14 protein-coding genes and 1 tRNA gene are annotated in these 16,821 nt (G+C 45.5%); 7 read left to right on the forward strand and 8 right to left on the reverse strand.

Annotation, left to right across the window (positions count from 1 at the left end; all coding sequences use genetic code 11):
• Positions 1–43 precede the first annotated feature (43 nt).
• Entirely contained in the window at positions 44–466 is a 423-nt protein-coding gene (locus UNH61_RS26765; RefSeq protein ID WP_326995066.1) for a response regulator, read from the forward strand.
• 151 nt (positions 467–617) lie between these two features.
• On the opposite strand, the gene UNH61_RS26770 is transcribed toward UNH61_RS26765, so the two are convergent.
• Positions 618–1,994 carry a S41 family peptidase gene (locus tag UNH61_RS26770; protein WP_326995067.1) on the reverse strand — a complete coding sequence of 459 codons (1,377 nt, stop codon included), beginning with the start codon at positions 1,992–1,994 and terminating at the stop codon, positions 618–620.
• Between the two features lie 126 nt (positions 1,995–2,120).
• On the opposite strand from UNH61_RS26770, the gene UNH61_RS26775 reads away from it, so the two are divergent.
• Entirely contained in the window at positions 2,121–4,412 is a 2,292-nt protein-coding gene (locus UNH61_RS26775) for a hypothetical protein (protein ID WP_326995068.1), read from the forward strand.
• A gap of 102 nt (positions 4,413–4,514) precedes the next feature.
• Here UNH61_RS26775 and UNH61_RS26780 read toward each other — a convergent pair whose 3' ends face one another.
• Together UNH61_RS26780 and UNH61_RS26785 are read right to left on the reverse strand one after the other, a co-directional pair.
• Positions 4,515–4,937: a VOC family protein gene (locus tag UNH61_RS26780; RefSeq protein WP_326995069.1), complete on the reverse strand. Its 423-nt coding sequence runs from the start codon at positions 4,935–4,937 to the stop codon at positions 4,515–4,517.
• A 58-nt stretch (positions 4,938–4,995) separates the two neighbouring features.
• Entirely contained in the window at positions 4,996–6,219 is a 1,224-nt protein-coding gene (locus UNH61_RS26785; protein ID WP_326995070.1) for an ROK family transcriptional regulator, read from the reverse strand.
• Positions 6,220–6,459: 240 nt separating this feature from the next.
• On the opposite strand from UNH61_RS26785, the gene UNH61_RS26790 reads away from it, so the two are divergent.
• From UNH61_RS26790 to UNH61_RS26810, 5 genes are all read left to right on the forward strand, one after another.
• Positions 6,460–6,541 (forward strand) — tRNA-Leu (locus tag UNH61_RS26790).
• A gap of 219 nt (positions 6,542–6,760) precedes the next feature.
• Positions 6,761–8,140, forward strand: coding sequence for a trigger factor (locus UNH61_RS26795; RefSeq protein WP_326995071.1), 1,380 nt, complete (start codon positions 6,761–6,763; stop codon positions 8,138–8,140).
• Positions 8,130–8,834, forward strand: coding sequence for an ATP-dependent Clp endopeptidase proteolytic subunit ClpP (clpP, locus tag UNH61_RS26800; RefSeq protein ID WP_326995072.1), 705 nt, complete (start codon positions 8,130–8,132; stop codon positions 8,832–8,834). The genes UNH61_RS26795 and clpP overlap by 11 nt, the downstream gene beginning before the upstream one ends.
• 172 nt (positions 8,835–9,006) lie before the next feature.
• A complete protein-coding gene (clpX, locus tag UNH61_RS26805) occupies positions 9,007–10,248 on the forward strand; it encodes an ATP-dependent Clp protease ATP-binding subunit ClpX (RefSeq protein WP_326995073.1) in 1,242 nt (413 codons plus the stop codon).
• 41 nt (positions 10,249–10,289) lie between these two features.
• Positions 10,290–10,583 (forward strand): hypothetical protein, encoded by a 294-nt coding sequence (locus tag UNH61_RS26810; RefSeq protein WP_326995074.1) that lies wholly within the window; start codon positions 10,290–10,292, stop codon positions 10,581–10,583.
• A gap of 955 nt (positions 10,584–11,538) precedes the next feature.
• Here the strand turns inward: UNH61_RS26810 and UNH61_RS26815 are convergent.
• From UNH61_RS26815 to UNH61_RS26835, 5 genes are all read right to left on the reverse strand, one after another.
• Entirely contained in the window at positions 11,539–12,678 is a 1,140-nt protein-coding gene (locus UNH61_RS26815) for an acyl-CoA dehydrogenase (RefSeq protein WP_326995075.1), read from the reverse strand.
• A 12-nt stretch (positions 12,679–12,690) separates the two neighbouring features.
• Positions 12,691–13,788 carry a helix-hairpin-helix domain-containing protein gene (locus tag UNH61_RS26820; RefSeq protein ID WP_326995076.1) on the reverse strand — a complete coding sequence of 366 codons (1,098 nt, stop codon included), beginning with the start codon at positions 13,786–13,788 and terminating at the stop codon, positions 12,691–12,693.
• A 69-nt stretch (positions 13,789–13,857) separates the two neighbouring features.
• Positions 13,858–14,619 carry an MBL fold metallo-hydrolase gene (locus UNH61_RS26825; RefSeq protein WP_326995077.1) on the reverse strand — a complete coding sequence of 254 codons (762 nt, stop codon included), beginning with the start codon at positions 14,617–14,619 and terminating at the stop codon, positions 13,858–13,860.
• 44 nt (positions 14,620–14,663) lie between these two features.
• Complete coding sequence (locus UNH61_RS26830; RefSeq protein WP_326995078.1) at positions 14,664–14,981, reverse strand: hypothetical protein; 318 nt, start codon at positions 14,979–14,981, stop codon at positions 14,664–14,666.
• A 90-nt stretch (positions 14,982–15,071) separates the two neighbouring features.
• On the reverse strand, positions 15,072–16,634 hold the full coding sequence (locus UNH61_RS26835) for a response regulator (protein WP_326995079.1): 1,563 nt from the start codon (positions 16,632–16,634) through the stop codon (positions 15,072–15,074).
• Positions 16,635–16,821: the final 187 nt, after the last annotated feature.

Raw genomic sequence — 16,821 nt, forward strand, 5'->3', positions numbered from 1 at the left:
AACTGAATTATAATTTCAATAAAATAACAACAAAATCATAGATTTGTCTCTATTCAAAATCGATATGCCCAATAGTTGTAAATATACCTCAGTACTTTTAATTGACGATGACATTGACGACAGAATGATATTTGGAGAAGTCTTAAAAGAGCTGGCTCCCGAAATTACTTATCATGAAGCCATCAATGGGGAAGATGCACTGCATAAGCTGACTGGAGAACTGGCTCCTGACATCATTTTCCTTGATCTGAATATGCCCAGGGTAGATGGCAAGCAGTTTCTTGCCGAAATACGCCAGCAGGAACATCTGCGGCATATTCCTGTCATCATCTACACTACCTCTTCCCATGATTCAGATAAGCGGGAAACCAATGCGCTGGGCGCCTCTTACTTTCTGACGAAACCCAATAACCTGCACGAACTTACTCATATACTAACATCTATTCTTCAGCGTAAGCTATTTTAAATAAAAAGCCTCACAATGATTTGTGAGGCAGTTTTTCTTACCATTGTTACTATTTTAAACCCTCATATATGCGCGAACATATAGCTTAATGGTAGTAAAGATGGCTTATAAAATTTCCTGAACTGTTAATCGGATCTTAACGACTTTTGAATTATAATTTTTTCAGTACCTCATCTAACCATCCCGGCGACTGGAAATCCAGCTTCACTACAGGTTGTATCCCTTTATTATCGATCCCCTGCCCTGCCGGCACTCTCCTCGAGCGTGTTACCGGATAGTCTATCATAAAGTCGGGCCCATAAAACCGGGCTGTATTAACATTTAAATAATCGAGCGCACCGGCGGTAGCCGTTCCCATCAGTTTTACTTTCTGGCTCTGCATGGCTTCCAGCAGAAATTGTTCTGCGGTATTACTGCACTTCCGGTTCATAATCACCGCCACTTTTACCGGAGCTGCCATTGGAGAAGGCAGGATCATGTTTTCATCGGGGCCCATGCTTACCAGCCTTCCCTGGCTGGATTCTCCCTGATGTATCAGATTACGGACCTGCTCCAGGTATTCGTCGGGAAGTTTGCCTGCCTGTTCGTCCAGTATATGTCCCCAGGCGGAAATATTATCAGGAGTAGCCAGGAAATCAGCGCCTATGATCCGAACCGGCTGGGTATAAAGCAATGGGCGCAGCCGTTCCGTCAATTTATCGGATCCTGCGCCGTTATCACGTACATCCAGTACCAGGCGGGGATTACGACGCAGGTATTCATCGCAGGTATTCAACACCGAATCTGCCAGCGGATAATCGGCAGCCGCAAAGCTGCCTATCCGGAGATATCCTGTACTATCGTCCAGTTGCCGGAAGAAATAAGGCGCAACAGGCACTCCGGCCCAGGCAGGCGCCTCAGCTGCCGCCGGCCCATGAGCAGCACCTGTTTTCCGCCACCCCAGGGCTACCAGGCTGTTTCCCATAATGGTATCAAAGCTTAACCGGTGCCCTGTGTAATTGATCACATCAAATTTATCCGGACCGGTAGCCGCCAGCTCAAATAACACATCCCCCGGCTTCCAGTCCTGGTCAGGCCACTGCTGTATTACCGCAGCATAGCTGCGTATCCCTTTGGGATGCTTCACCAGTGCCAATTTACGCTGATCATCCAACTGATAGATCCCCGCAATACTGCTAAGCGGCTGCTTTTCCAGCTGTTCCAACTGAGCGGGATTGAGGGCAATGGTTTCGGTAACCGGTGTAAAGTGGCCACGAAGCGACAGATGCTGGTCTTTGAAAAACCGGAGATAACGATTGATCAGCAACAGGCAATGCGACGCATTTTTAGTGGCAGCGGCCTGCAAACGTAATTTAGTCAACATGGCGGTATAAGCCTGTTGTGTGAGGGGCGTGACTTTGTCAATAAATCCTACATAATTTTTCCTTAGATAAACCTGAACGCCGTCAAGTTTTTTCCTGCAATCACATTCCTGTGCATAAACGACTGTATTACAGAGAAGTAATAACAATACTGCTATTGCTTTCATGGCAAAGGATTTGGAAGTTTCTGGCTGATAATAAATGGTCTTTAAATATATATATTCGGCGGCAAACTCAGAAATTATTTATCATCCTATCCAATATTAAATAAATTACAGGTTTAATGACCGCATATGAATTTAGACGAAATAGAAAGGCTGTACATCGAGGGGGCATATACTGAAGCAATTACCAAATTAGAAACATTCCTGCAGGATTACCCGGAAAATGTGCGCGGGTGGGATTTGCTGGGATTGTCCCAGCTGGAGAACGCCAGAGGTACCAACAACAGGGATTTGGCTGTAGCCATGTACGAGGCCGCTTATGAAGCTTTTTCACAGGTACTGGCACTAGACCCCGTTCATCAGGACGCCAGGTTACACCGGGCGCTGATGGGCGCCAATGTGTTGACAGACCGGGAGGATGAAACCATTAATGATTGCAATGTACTGATGGAAATCGGCGATGCTGAGCTTACTACCCGGGCATTGTTATATCGCTTTCAGGTTTGGGTGATGAAGAATGAAACAGATAAAGCGGTGGCAGATATGCAACGAAGCCTGGAGATCTATCGGGAATTGTATGCGAACGACCTGCCGCAACGGAATCTGGCCGAATTTCAATGCTATACGCGGATAGGTGATGTTTACTACCATATGGAAAACAAACCGGCCGCACTGGAGAATTATAAAAAGGCTTTCAACAGTGCAGTATTCAACAACCGCCTGTACTCCACTATATCCTTTGCATTGGATATGGCGGATTATGATTTTGTGGCAGATATGTTACAGGTGGCACTTTCCGCCGGCGACAGCCCTGAAGACATGCTGCGCCTGCTGAAACAGGTACAGCAGCTGTTGAATGAGGGGGTACGCAACGCCAATCTGGCCCGCGAGTTCTGTAAAGGCACTACAGAATTCTGGCATCATTTCTACGGCGACGACCACAGTGAAGGAACCCTGGAACAAATATCTGCCGGTAAAAAATTTATTGCACAATATCCGGAAGAAGCCTACTTCTACCACTATACCGCTACTGCGTTCTTCAACATAGATAGTTATACAGAAGCACTGCCCTGGTATGAAAAATCGCTGGCGCTACGCCCATACCCTTACAGCATTGTACGCTGGTATTATACAAGTTTCAAAGTAACAGGTCATTTCCCCGAAAGCTGGCCGGATATAGATCACGCGGTACCATACGACTGGTACGCCGCAGGTGTTATTCTCAGCGAGGCCCTTCAACACGAAAACGACCCTGCTGTAAAGCAGGCCGCAACGCGATTGAAGCGTGCCGTTTATAAGAAAGCATTCGACCTGTACCACGCCTACTGGTACGAAAACCGCGGCAGTTCTGCGGCCGGACAATCGCACCATTTCGCTATGTGTTGCAATAACTACGGTATTTCCCTGTACGAACTGGGTATCTATGCGGAAGCAGCGCATGTACATACGATCGGATATAACCTTTCCCCATTCTGGGAACAGCTGGAATCCAGAGCAGATGCCTGGCACAGCATGGGGCGGCTGGCAGAAGCCATTGCCGACCGACGCACCATCCTCGATCATTACCGCGACCTGCTGCCACTCATGTACTACGTATCTATTCACGAACGCATGATAGATGACCTCTGCACGCTGGAACGTTACGATGAAGCACTGGAACTATACGAAAAAATCCTAAACGAATACGATAGCTGGATTGCGGGGGATATGGAAGAACTGGATGAATACGACCGGAACACAATCACGTATAATATCGATCGTATCAAAACCGGGCGTGCTTTTATCCGGACCGATAGCGCCAACGACCTGAACGAACGGATCCTGGCATTGGAAACCCACCTGACAGAAAAACCGGATGACAGTGATGCCTATTTCAATCTCATGTACCTGTACTTCGACAATGCACAATATGAGCATTGCATTGGAGCTATCAACAACCGGATTTCCATAGGCAGCATCGAAAAACTGCCAGTGATCTCGCAGATGAAGATCTACTATTTCAGGGGGAAAGCAAACCTGAAACTGGAGCGATACAAAGCAGCCATCGCCGACATGGAACAGACGCTCCGGATCATGGCCGGTGGCAATGAAAATGACAACTCGCCGAACTACCGGTTTGGAGTATACGCTTTTCTGGCAGAAGCATGGCTGGGAGAAAAAGATTATGAGCAATGTCTGCTATATGGGCGGCAATGTTTAGATATTTATGTAGCCAACAATTGGGCCTGGGACCGGGAGTGCTCTGCTATACGTTATACGATGGCACTGGCCTATGAAGCACAGGATAATATTACTTCCTGTAAAAAAATGATTGACCTGATCCTGGAAAATGATCCCGGCTTTCAACCAGCTGCAGAAAAGAAAAATCAGCTAAGAGGAGGAGGATTGTTTTCTTTTTTCCGGCGTAAAAAGGACGGGTAAGCTGCCCGTCTTTGGCCATTAGCCTTTAGTAAAAATGCAGCGAAGATTAACAGTATTTGTTTGCTTGTTAATCTTCGCTGCATTTTTACTAAAGGCTAAAGACTACATCGTCATCGGCTTGTTGTGGCTCACCATCCAGTTGATACCAAACTTGTCTGTCAGCTGTCCGTAGCGATGTGCCCAGAAGGTTTCCTGCAAAGGCATTGTTACTTTTCCGCCAGCAGAAAGCTTTTCAAATAAACGTTCTGCTTCCGGTGTTGATTCTACTCCCAGCGCCAATTGTACGGAATCGCCATTTACCGGAGCTGGTCCCTGCATTCCGTCAGACGCCATCAGTGCAAAGCCCGGCGCCTGTAAAAAAGCATGCATCACCAGGTTCTCTGCACCAGGCGGCATGTGATCTTTCATCGGCGAATCTCCCATTGTCATCACTTGCAGATCTCCACCGAATGCTTCATGATAATAGTTCATTGCTTCGCGACAGTTATTGGCGAAAACGAGGTAACTGGTTAAGTTTGTAGACATGACAGATTTTTTTGGGTAAAGAAATGGAATTCAGGTAGCATTTAAAGTTAAATAATTCCTAACTAATCAATACTTTATTTCTTACCAGCAAACAGGCTCCGATAATGCCTGCACTTTCGCCCAGACGTGACATTTTCAGTTTAGAATCGTTACTTACCAGACTCAGCGAATACTTCTTCATAGCACTCTTAATGGGAAGGCGGATATGATCCTGTGTAGCCGCCAATGCGCCACCCAGTATCACCAGTTCAGGATTGAATATATTCATCAGCAGCGCAACTCCCCGACCGAGGTTTTCCCCTACCCTGGCAATCAGTTCAATGGCCAGCATGTCGTCGTTATTAGCCGCCTCTATAATATCATGCAGGTGGATATCGTCGGGTGACTGATGGGTGCGAGACAACATGGAAGAAGAGCCGGTAGCCAGTTTCTGCCGGAACATATTAACAAGTGCCCAGCCGGAAGCTTCCGTTTCCAGACATCCTTTCTTTCCGCAATGACAAATGATCTCGTTGTCAAACATTGGAATATGTCCGACCTCACCACTGTAGCCCGATTTGCCGTAATACAGCTCTCCATTGATCAATACTCCCATACCGATGCCGTAATCCAGGTTCAGAAAAAGTACATTTTTCTCTCCGTTCACCAGGTCGGAGCAGAATTCACCATAAGCCATAGCCCGGGAGTCGTTTTCCAGGAACACCCGGATCCCGACCTTATCCCCGATCACCTTGCTCAGTGGCTCATCTCCAAAATGAAATAAACTGTAGTTATAACCAGAAGTAAAATTGATGCGGCCGGCGATATTGATACCTATTCCCAGAATCTTTTCACGTGGCACGGTTAGCCCGTCGATGAAACCGTTAATCAGCTGGCAAAGCTGATCCAGGGAGTTCTGTGTGTTATCCAGCTGGTAAGGCAATCCTTCAACAGTATTGACCAGGTTTTTGTGCAGGTCGGACAGGCCGAGGTTGAGATGATCCTGTTTTACATCCACCCCGATAAAGAAGGCGGAATCCGGCACCAACCCATAGAGATTAGGTTTACGACCGCCGGTGGATTCAATTTTTCCGTAATCCATGACCAGCCCGTCGCCGATCAGGTCATTCACGAGGTTAGTTACTTTAGGTGTACTGAGATTAAGCTCCTTACACAGATCTGCAATAGTGGCATTCCCCGAATTAGCAAAATAAGCCAGAGCGGCTTTTTTAAGGTTGATATTCTTGTAGGCTACGCCGGTAGCGTTAGGACTGTTGAGCTCTTCAAAAAAGGTTTTAGCCATGGCATCAGATAAACTTTTACAAAAAATGTTCTACAAGTTAACTGCTTAATTCTGATTTTTTAAAAAATAGGGGGGCGGAGCCGCGGGGAAGTTGCCGGGATATCCTATAAATGATTTTGTTAATTCGCAAAAAATGATACCTTTGCAATCCTTTTTGCCCTAAAAAGGCAGCTCTTGTTATGTATAGGCCCTGGGCCGGAGGTTGACAGGGATGCAAAGCAAGAAAGTTCTTTTTTTTATGCGGGTGTGGTGAAATTGGTAGACACGCCAGACTTAGGATCTGGTGCTTCACGGCATGTAGGTTCGAGTCCTATCACCCGCACATATAATTTTATGTGGCAATGTGTCAATATGGCAATGTGATAATGCTATGCTCCCCCTCACTTTCATTGTCACCTTTGTCTTATTCAGACAACATTTCACTTAATTTTATCCAGAAAGGGTTTCCTGCCATTCCTGCTTGCCGTTGTGACTTCATGGCAGAAAATACAAACAAGGAATCATTATTGCTTCTTAAAGAACACTTTATACAAATTCAATTATGGCAACCGTTACGAGAGAAAACATTGGTTTATTGAACGATAAGATCACTGTGAAAGTGAGTCAGGATGATTATCTTCCAAATTTTGACAAGGCAGTAAAACAATTCAGCAAAAGTGCCAACATTCCCGGTTTCCGTAAAGGAATGGTACCCGCAGGCATGGTTAAGAAGATGCACGGCGCTGCTATCTTTGGTGACGAAGTTCTGAAAACTGTAGAGCGTGAACTGATGGGTTATGTACAGAACGAAAAACTGGAGATTTTCGGGCAGCCTTTGTCTCTGGAAAAACAAGCAAAAGATCTTGATTTCAATCAACCAACTGATTACTCCTTCGAATTTGAGATCGGCCTGAAACCGGCCTTCGAAGTTACTCCCCTCGAAAAGAACAAGACTACCCTTACCCGTTATAAAGTAACTGTTACCGACGACATGGTAAACGACGAGGTAAACCGCTTGCAACTGAAAGGTGGTAAAACTACCGAACCTGAAACTATTACATCAGAAGACAACGTTATTAACGTTAAATTCGAAGAATCAGATAAGAAAGGTAACATCACAGAAGGAGGTATCGAAAAAGAAAACGCATTACTGATTAAATACTTTTCACCTGCTGTACAGGCTGAACTGCAAGGCAAAAAAGCGGAAGACAGCATTGTATTACAGTTGTCTACTTCATTTGACGAGCAGCGCCTGGGCTGGATCATGAAGGATCTGGGCCTCGATGCGGCTGATAAAGATATTGCCAAGAAATATTTCAAGCTGACCATCACTAAGGTTAGTCTGATTGAAAAAAGGGAGCTCAATGAAGAATTCTTCAAAGAAGTATATCCCGGACAAGACATTACTACGGAAGAAGCTTTCCGCGCCAAACTGAAAGAAGAAATTGGCACTTACTGGAATTCCGAAAGCCGTAACCATCTTCACAACGATCTGTTTGAAGTACTGGTACACGAAACAGCGATGGAATTACCAAAGGACTTCCTCATCCGCTGGCTGCAGGTAGGTGGTGAAAAACCAAAAACCGAAGAAGAAGCGACAAAAGAATTCCCTGGTTTCGACCATCAATTACGTTGGACACTGATCAGCGACAAACTGGTTAAAGAAAATAAACTGGATGTTTCTTTCGATGAACTGAAAGAAAACGCCAAACAGAAAGTATTGGGTTATTACGGTGGTGCAGCTGCAGATGGAGCAGAATGGTTAGACAGCTACCTGGAACGCCTGTTACAGGACGAAAAATTCGTAGACCAGACTTATCGTGAAATGATCACTACCAAGTTGTTTGACTGGGCTGAAACAAAGGTGAACGTGAAAGAAGAGGAAATCAAAGCAGAAGATTTTGTTAATTTACCTCATAAACATCACCATCATGAACATTAATGACGAATTCAGAAAATATGCCATCAAGCACCGCGGGATAAGCAGCCTGGTTGTAGACAGCTACGCTAAAAGCCACCAGGTTAACAGTCTGACTCCCTACATCCTCGAAGAACGCCAGATGAATATGACACAGATGGACGTTTTCTCCAGGTTGATGGCTGATCGTATTATTTTTCTCGGAGATCCGGTTAACGACTACGTAGCAAACGTTATTACTGCGCAGTTGCTGTTCCTTGAATCTTCCGACCGCAACCGTGATATCCAGATGTACATCAATAGCCCCGGTGGAAGCGTTTACGCAGGCCTGGGTATTTATGATACCATGCAGATCATCTCTCCTGATGTAGCTACTATCTGTACCGGTATGGCCGCCTCTTTCGGCGCTGTACTGCTGGTAGCGGGTACCAAAGGAAAGCGTACTGCATTGAAACATGCCCGTGTAATGATCCACCAGCCTCATGGCGGTGCTGAGGGCCAGACTTCAGATATCGAAATCACTGCCCGTGAGTTCGTGAAACTGAAGAAAGAACTCAACGAAATCATTGCCGGACACTGCGGACAACCGGTGAAAAAAGTTGAAAAAGACTCTGACCGCGACTACTGGATGACTGCTGATGAAGCTAAGGAATATGGCATCATCGACGACGTACTGCAGAAAAATCCAAAAAAGAACCTGGAAGAGCCTAAAGCTTAATATATTCTGGTAAAAAAGCTATCGTAGCGAAGATTATGGCGAAATATATATGGAAAATCGCTATAGTCTTCGCTACGGTGGCTTTAAGCCGGACTTTATCCTTTCGCCTATTTAGTGTAGATTTGTAACCCTGAACAGATATTAGTTTCGTAGAAAAATAATCTATTCCGAAATGAAAGAATCAAAAATTCGTTGCTCTTTTTGTAGTCGCTCCAAGGAAGAAGTGCAGATACTGATAGCCGGCGCAGAAGGGCATATTTGTGAAAACTGTGTAGCCAACGCGCAGGAAATAATTGACCAGGAGTTGTTCACTCCCAGCAAGAGAGCTGCAGCTGTTGCTACCCACTTCGCACCTAAAGTGTCTAAACCGGTAGACATAAAGAAGTTCCTGGATGACTACGTAATTGGCCAGGATGATGCAAAGAAAATACTGGCAGTTGCCGTATATAACCATTACAAAAGACTTAACCAACAAGTGGGTGAAGATGAAGTAGAGATTGAAAAATCTAACATCATCATGGTAGGAGAAACCGGTACCGGTAAGACCCTGCTGGCAAAATCAATCGCCAAACAGCTGAATGTTCCGTTCGCTATTGTGGATGCTACCGTATTCACAGAAGCCGGATACGTGGGTGAAGACGTGGAAAGTATCCTCAGCCGTCTGCTGCAGGTTTGTAACTACGATGTGGAAGCCGCCGAACGTGGTATCGTATATATCGATGAGATAGATAAAATTGCCCGTAAAAGCGATAATCCTTCCATCACCCGTGATGTGAGCGGCGAAGGCGTACAACAGGGTCTGCTGAAACTGCTGGAAGGTACAGAAGTGCTGGTACCTCCTCAGGGCGGACGGAAACACCCCGAACAGAAACTAATCAAACTGAACACACAGAATATCCTCTTTATATGTGGCGGAGCATTCGATGGCGTGGAAAGGATCATCAGCAGAAGAGTCCAAACCCATTCTATCGGCTTTACTGTCAATAAAGAGAAAGAAGAAGAAAACAGAAAGCAGATCCTGCGCTATGTAAACTCACAGGATCTTAAATCATTCGGCCTGATCCCGGAATTACTGGGACGTCTGCCGGTGGTTACTTACCTGAATTCACTGGACAGGGATACGCTGAAAGCTATTTTAACCCAGCCTAAGAATGCGCTGGTGAAACAATACAAGAAACTGTTCAAAGTAGAAAACATCGACCTGCAGGTAGATGAAGAAGCAGTAGACTACATCGTGGATAAAGCCATGGAATATAAACTTGGCGCCCGCGGATTACGTTCTATCTGCGAAGTGGTACTGAGCGATGCTATGTACGAGCTGCCATCTTCCAATGAATCCGTATTCCACCTTACCAGGGAATATGCACAGGCGAAACTGGAACAGTCTACACTTGTTAAGCTGAAAGTAGCCTAAACATCCCTTTGTCACTGTTTCTAACGATAAAACCTCTATTTATGCAGGAACTCATTCAGCAATTACAGGAAAAAGCAGGACTTACTGCCGAACAGGCCGCACAGTCTATTGATGTGATCAAAGAATATGTGAAAGGTAAACTACCTCCTTTTATCGCCGGTACTGTGGATAACTGGTTTGCCGGTATGTCCGGAAAAGAGGGTGAAAAGAAAGCCGGTCTGATGGATCAGGCAGGTGATTTTCTTGATAATGTGAAAGAGAAGGCAGAGGATTGGGCAGAAGATGCGAAAGAAAAAATTTCGGACTTCCTGCACAATAAAGGCGAAAAAAAATAGGTCAAAGAAATTGAGCAGTGGGCTTTCCGGAAACGGGAAGCCCGTTGTTTTTTTGGCAGTTTCAGATTCAGGCTGGTTTACCCCTACCCGTGCAGGATGGTCAGCTGTGACCGTTCCATACCCTTTTCAGATCCAGGCTGGTTTACCTCTACCTGCATCGCGTAAAGCAGATTTATTCTGGTCATTGATGTTTCAGATCCAGGCTGGTTCACCTCTACCCCTCGATTAAGAACAACTATTTTCCTTCAACAATAGTAATAGCAGCGTTATCAGGTTTGTAATCCAACCCATCAACTAACAATCAATGCCCGACATATCTTTGAAAGCTATTATGGAGACTATGACTCTTAAAAGCTGCCCAATACGTAATACACAAAAGAGGCTTTAAAAGCTATTATGGCGTCTATAAATCAGATTCAGCCACTTATACCCCGACAAGGAAAAAACGATTATTTCGGCCATCTAATGAGTCTTAAATGGCAATTACCAGGTTCCACCGGCCCAATGCGATGCAGACCTAATATCAGTAAAATAAAAAGGGGTCCAGGAAGGAAAGTAAAGGGATAAACATTACAGACTCCGGTAAAAAAGAAATTTGAGGGAATTCACAACGTGGTATTACAGGTTATTCTTATTCCTGTCTGTTTTCATTCTACATCAACATTCGCAAAACAACCAGCTTTCCTGGTATAGAAAAGCACCCGTATTACAGGGTGCTTCTCATTGCGTAAATGTGTTTCAAATCGTACTAGATTTTTGTGTTAAGGTTGATAAACGGTAAAGAGTGATGAATTAACCCAAATTTAACGTTCCTTTTGCAATATTCAATAACACTAAAGGGTTAATATTAAAAAAATTTGAAAAAAAAGAGAATAGCTTATCAATTAGAAAATAACATATTAAACAAATTCTAACTATTTTATAAAATTACCTATCAACTGCAAAATCGTTATTTCTACCTTAACGCTTCTCTGGCAATCACTATTTTCTGGATTTCAGAAGTACCTTCTCCGATTGTACATAATTTTGCATCACGATAAAACTTCTCCACCGGAAAATCTTTCGTATAGCCGTACCCTCCGAAAATCTGCACAGCTTCTGTAGCTACTCTCACCGCAACTTCGGACGCATAATATTTGGCCATTGCCGCCTGCTGGGTCATTTTAACCTTGCGGTTTTTCATATCTGCTGCCTGCATAGTCAGGAGCTCAGCCGCCTCAATTTCTGTGGCCATATCTGCCAGCTTAAATGAAATTCCCTGGAAAGCTGCAATAGGCTGATCGAACTGGTGACGTTCTTTGGAATACTTCAGCGCGGCGTCCAATGCTCCTTTAGCAATACCGAGTGAAAGGGCGGCGATAGAGATCCTGCCTCCATCCAGCACCTTCATAGCCTGGATAAATCCGTCGCCTTCTTCACCAAGCATGTTGCCAGCCGGTATGCGGCAGTTGTCAAATATCATTTCGGCCGTTTCGGAAGCCCGCATGCCTAGTTTATTTTCTTTCTTGCCACCACTGAATCCAGGTGTGCCTTTCTCCACCACAAATGTGGTCATCCCATGACTGTCACGTACGTTGCCGGTACGGGCTATCACTACTGCTACATCACAGCTCTTACCATGCGTGATCCAGCATTTGGTACCATTGATCACCCAGTCGTTTCCATCCCTGTGCGCTACGCATTTCATATTCATGGCATCTGAACCGGTATTGGGCTCGGTTAAGCCCCAGGCTCCTATCCATTCTGCTGTAGCCAGTTTTGGAAGATAACGGTGTTTCTGCTCATCGTTACCGAACTGCAATATATGCCCTGTGCATAAGGAGTTATGCGCCGCTACACTCAATCCAACGGCACCGCATATACGAGCAATTTCACTGATCACGGTAACGTACTCCAGATATCCCAATCCGCTTCCGCCGTATTCCTGAGGTACCAGTACTCCCATAAGGCCCAGTTCTCCCAGTTTCTTAAACAGCTGTACGGGAAACTCCTGATGCTCATCCCATTCCATCACGTGAGGCTGAATGTTGTTTTTTCCGAAATCCCGGATCATTTGTGCAATCTGTTGTTGCATTTCCGTAGGCGCGAAATTCATAAACGTGTGGATTTAATGTTTGATCTCCATGTAATGTTCAATTTTACGATAAATAATCTCATCCACCAACGGCAGCATGCGAAGCTCTTTTATCTCTCTGAAACCCGCATGGCTACTACGATACTGTACTATAAGACGCGCCAGTTTATAGCGTATATATGGGTGAGCCGCCAAAGATTTTTCATCTGTAAGATTTAGGTCCATTTTTTTTAGAGAACTGTCACCGATCTTCAGAAAAGGTTGAATTTTTTGAAATACGGAATCAGGCAATCCATAACATTCCCCTATCTGTTCGGCTGAATAGAAGCCCCCTAAACGGTCCCGGAATGTGATAATCCGCCGGGCCAACCCCGGTCCTATTCCCGGCAACTGCTGCCACAGCATGCTATCTGCTGCATTGATATCGATTACCACGCCTGTTTTCTTCCGGTAAGCTACTCCCGGAACATAGCTCCTTACACTATCCCGGTGGTAGGGTAACCTTCCTGTACCTTCGTTTCCTTTCTCCGGATTCGCTTTCCAAAGGCCATATACCCGCCTCTCCCGCTCCCGCCTGTCCTTGACTCCGCGGGATTCCCATCTACCACCGCTACCCAACTGTTTTTCACCGGTATAACCCCGGCGCTTATACGAAAAAACCCTGCCATTCTCCGTATTATTAGATCCAACGTCGCGTTCCCATCTTCCGTAACCATTACTACCTACGGGATCATTAATACGCACCCAGGGCTGCAGGGTCTTACACAGTTCAGGCGTAAGGCCGTAGATCTTCTCCAGATCAGCCGCACGGCGAAAGCGGCCTCCTTTGGCAATGTATTTCCTTATACTTTCTGACGTTCGCGCACTCACTCCCAGCTGTTGCCATTCCTGCGCTGTAATAGTATTCGGATTAAAATAGAAAAAAGCATGCTTCACGGGGGCAACTGCCGTTGCTTCAAAAGCACGTACAGCCGCCGCCAGATCGTTGGCTGGTACATCCGGCTCCCGGCGGAAATAAAAGAGCATCTCCGGAATATAGATCGTTATGATCATCAGCACCACCAGTATCACTATCCCTGTTTGTTCTTTATGGGAAAAGCGCAACCATTCGCGCAGGAAAGGCTTCCACATGGGTTAACAACATTTATCACAAATGTAGGGAGGTATAAATGCAAGCGTGTTAATGAAAATAAAACGGGGCTAAATTTCCAATGTAAGCCCATCGTAGGCCAGCGCCGTTCCTGCCGGTAGCTCCACCGACACTTCCGCATGCAAGCCCAACTGGTGGCTGATATGCGTCAGGTATACCTGGGGCACTTGCAGTTCTTTTCCTAATGCCACGGCTTCATCCAGCGTAAAATGGGAAATATGTTTTTCCCTCCGCAGGGCGTTCAGCACCAGGATCTTCGAACCACGGATCTTGTCTTTTTCCTCCGGGGCGATATAATTTGCGTCGGTAATATAGGTAAAGTCATGTATACGGAATCCCAGCACCGGCATCTCATGATGCATAACATGCACGGGGGTAATGGTCAGCCCGTTTACCTCAAACGGTTTATCAGCAATGGTTTGGAGATTTATTTCCGGTATCCCGGGGTACTTGTAATCAGCAAATGCATACGCGAATTCCCTTTTTATCACTCCCTGAGAAAACTCGGTGGCGTAGATATTGATAGCACTCTGCTGAAAATAATTGAAAGCACGGATATCGTCCATACCCGCAATATGATCTTTATGGGAATGGGTGATGAGCACGGCCTCCAGATGTCCGACTTTCTCCCGCAGCATCTGGTAGCGGAAGTCCGGCGTGGTATCCACTACAATATTGCCCGCAGGCGAGGAAATTAATATACTACTTCTGAGCCGCTTGTCTTTGTGATCTGCTGACGTGCAAACCTGGCAACCACACGCTATGACCGGAACTCCCTGCGATGTACCTGTTCCAAGGAATGTAACTTTCATCCCGACTTTTCTTTTGACAGTTAATATCTATTCTGCTATTTCATCTATTCTGCTATTTCTCCGGTTCCCGCCGCTTCTTCCCCGGTTTCCGGAACGGGTTTATCCTGCTGTATTTGTTTATACAGCTTATGTGATTCCGCTGTGAGCATTTCTTCTTCCAGCGGCAGGGTGGTTAATATATCAATAAGGGTATTTATACGTCCCTCCAGGTTCAGGAATTTATTGATCACTACCACCTTCTTATGTTCCAGAATACAGTAACCTGAGTTGAAACTACCTTTCTCGAAGCGCAGCTGATACTTCGCATCTTCAAAGATTTTTTCCAGCTTGGCCAGGTTGTTTGGAGTGATTTTGATATTCATGTCACAAAAATAAGAAAAAGCGGCCAGCCTTTAGCTGCCAGCAGCGAAGAACAGGGTATGCTGATGCTGCCGGCAGCTAAAAGCCGGTAACTAAAGACTGTTCCGGCTTTCCATGCGGGCGAAGGGAACAATCATCTCTTCGAGTGATATACCTCCATGCTGGAAAGTATTGCGATAGTAGTTGACGAAATAATTGTAGTTATTTGGATAACAGAGATACCCGTCGCCTTTGGCAAAGATATAGGAAGAATTTACGTTGGGCTTGGGCAGTCCGGCATCACGCGGATCGCGGAATGCCAGCACTTCTTTTGGATCGTAGTTCAGATTACGGCCATGTTTGTAGCGCAGGTTGGTGGTGGTTTGTTTGTCGCCGATCACCTTTACCGGCGTTTTCACCCTTACACTGCCATGATCGGTAGCGATAATCAGGTTGAACTTTTTATCGCTGATACGTTTCAGCGCCTGGTACAGCGGGCTGTGTTCAAACCAGCTGGCAGTAATGGAACGATAGGATGCTTCATCACCGGCCAGTTCTTTCAGCACTTCCATTTCCGTGCGGGCATGACTGAGCATGTCCACAAAATTATATACAATCACGCTCAGGGAATAATCCAGCATATTGTGGATATTATTAAGCATCGTTTGTGCATCGGCGTGATTAGTTACTTTGGTATAAGAAAACCGGGTATCCATTTTCAGCTGCCTTAATTGTGCGGCAAAAAAATGCTCTTCGAACAGGTTTTTTCCTCCTTCCTCATCATCGTTTTTCCATTCCTGTGGAAACTTGTGTTCTATATCCACCGGGAGCATACCGGCGAAGATGGCATTACGGCTATACTGGGTGCTGGTAGGCAGTATAGAGAAAAAAGAGCCTTCTTCCACCAGCCGGAATGATTCCTGCAGGATCGGAAGAATTGCCTTCCACTGATCGTATCGCAGGTTATCGATGAGCAGAAATACATTGGGCACATTCGGATCCAGGTTGGGAACCACCTTGTCGCGGAAAAGGGTGTGCGACATTACCGGCGCATCCTGTGTCTTCGGATGTAGCCAGTCGCTGTAATTACGGGTAATGAACTTGGAGAACTCGCTATTGGCCTCTGTTTTCTGTGCATTCAATACTTCCAGCATTTCCGGGCTGTTGGTTTTGGCCATTTCCATTTCCCAGTATACCAGCTTCTTGTAAATATCCATCCACTCATTGTAATCAGGGTTGGAGCTCAGGGCCATAAAAAGACTGCGGAACTCCTGCTGGTATGCGATGGTGGTTTTTTCGGCCACCAGTCTTTTGTTATCGATGATCTTTTTAAGGGATAACAGCACCTGATTGGGATTCACGGGTTTGATCAGGTAATCGGTGATCTGCGACCCGATAGCGTCATCCATCACATTTTCTGCTTCATTCTTGGTGATCATTACTACCGGTATCTGCTGATCTATTTCTTTTATCTTCCCCAGGGTTTCCAGGCCGGTAATACCAGGCATGGATTCATCCAGCAATACCACATCTACCACCTGTTCTTTCAAAAACTCCAGGGCATCATACCCATTGGTCAGTGCCGATACCTTATAGCCTTTATTTTCCAGGAAAATGATCTGAGACTTGAGGGAATCTATTTCATCGTCTACCCAAAGTATATTTATCTGGTTCATAGTTCGGTTTAAGCATCCATAAAAAAGGAAATTACCCCATTTTTCCGGCAAATATCATTCCCCGGGAGGCGGATAGCGGTAATTAAATGTTAAAAATCTCTTTCGAAGAGCTTTGTAAAGGCCAGTAATTATATGTTAAAAACGACGAAATCGGGGAAAATGAGGACGAAAAAAAACGCACAGCCTG

The sequence above is a fragment of the Chitinophaga sp. 180180018-3 genome (genome assembly GCF_037893185.1).
Classification (GTDB): Bacteria; Bacteroidota; Bacteroidia; order Chitinophagales; family Chitinophagaceae; genus Chitinophaga.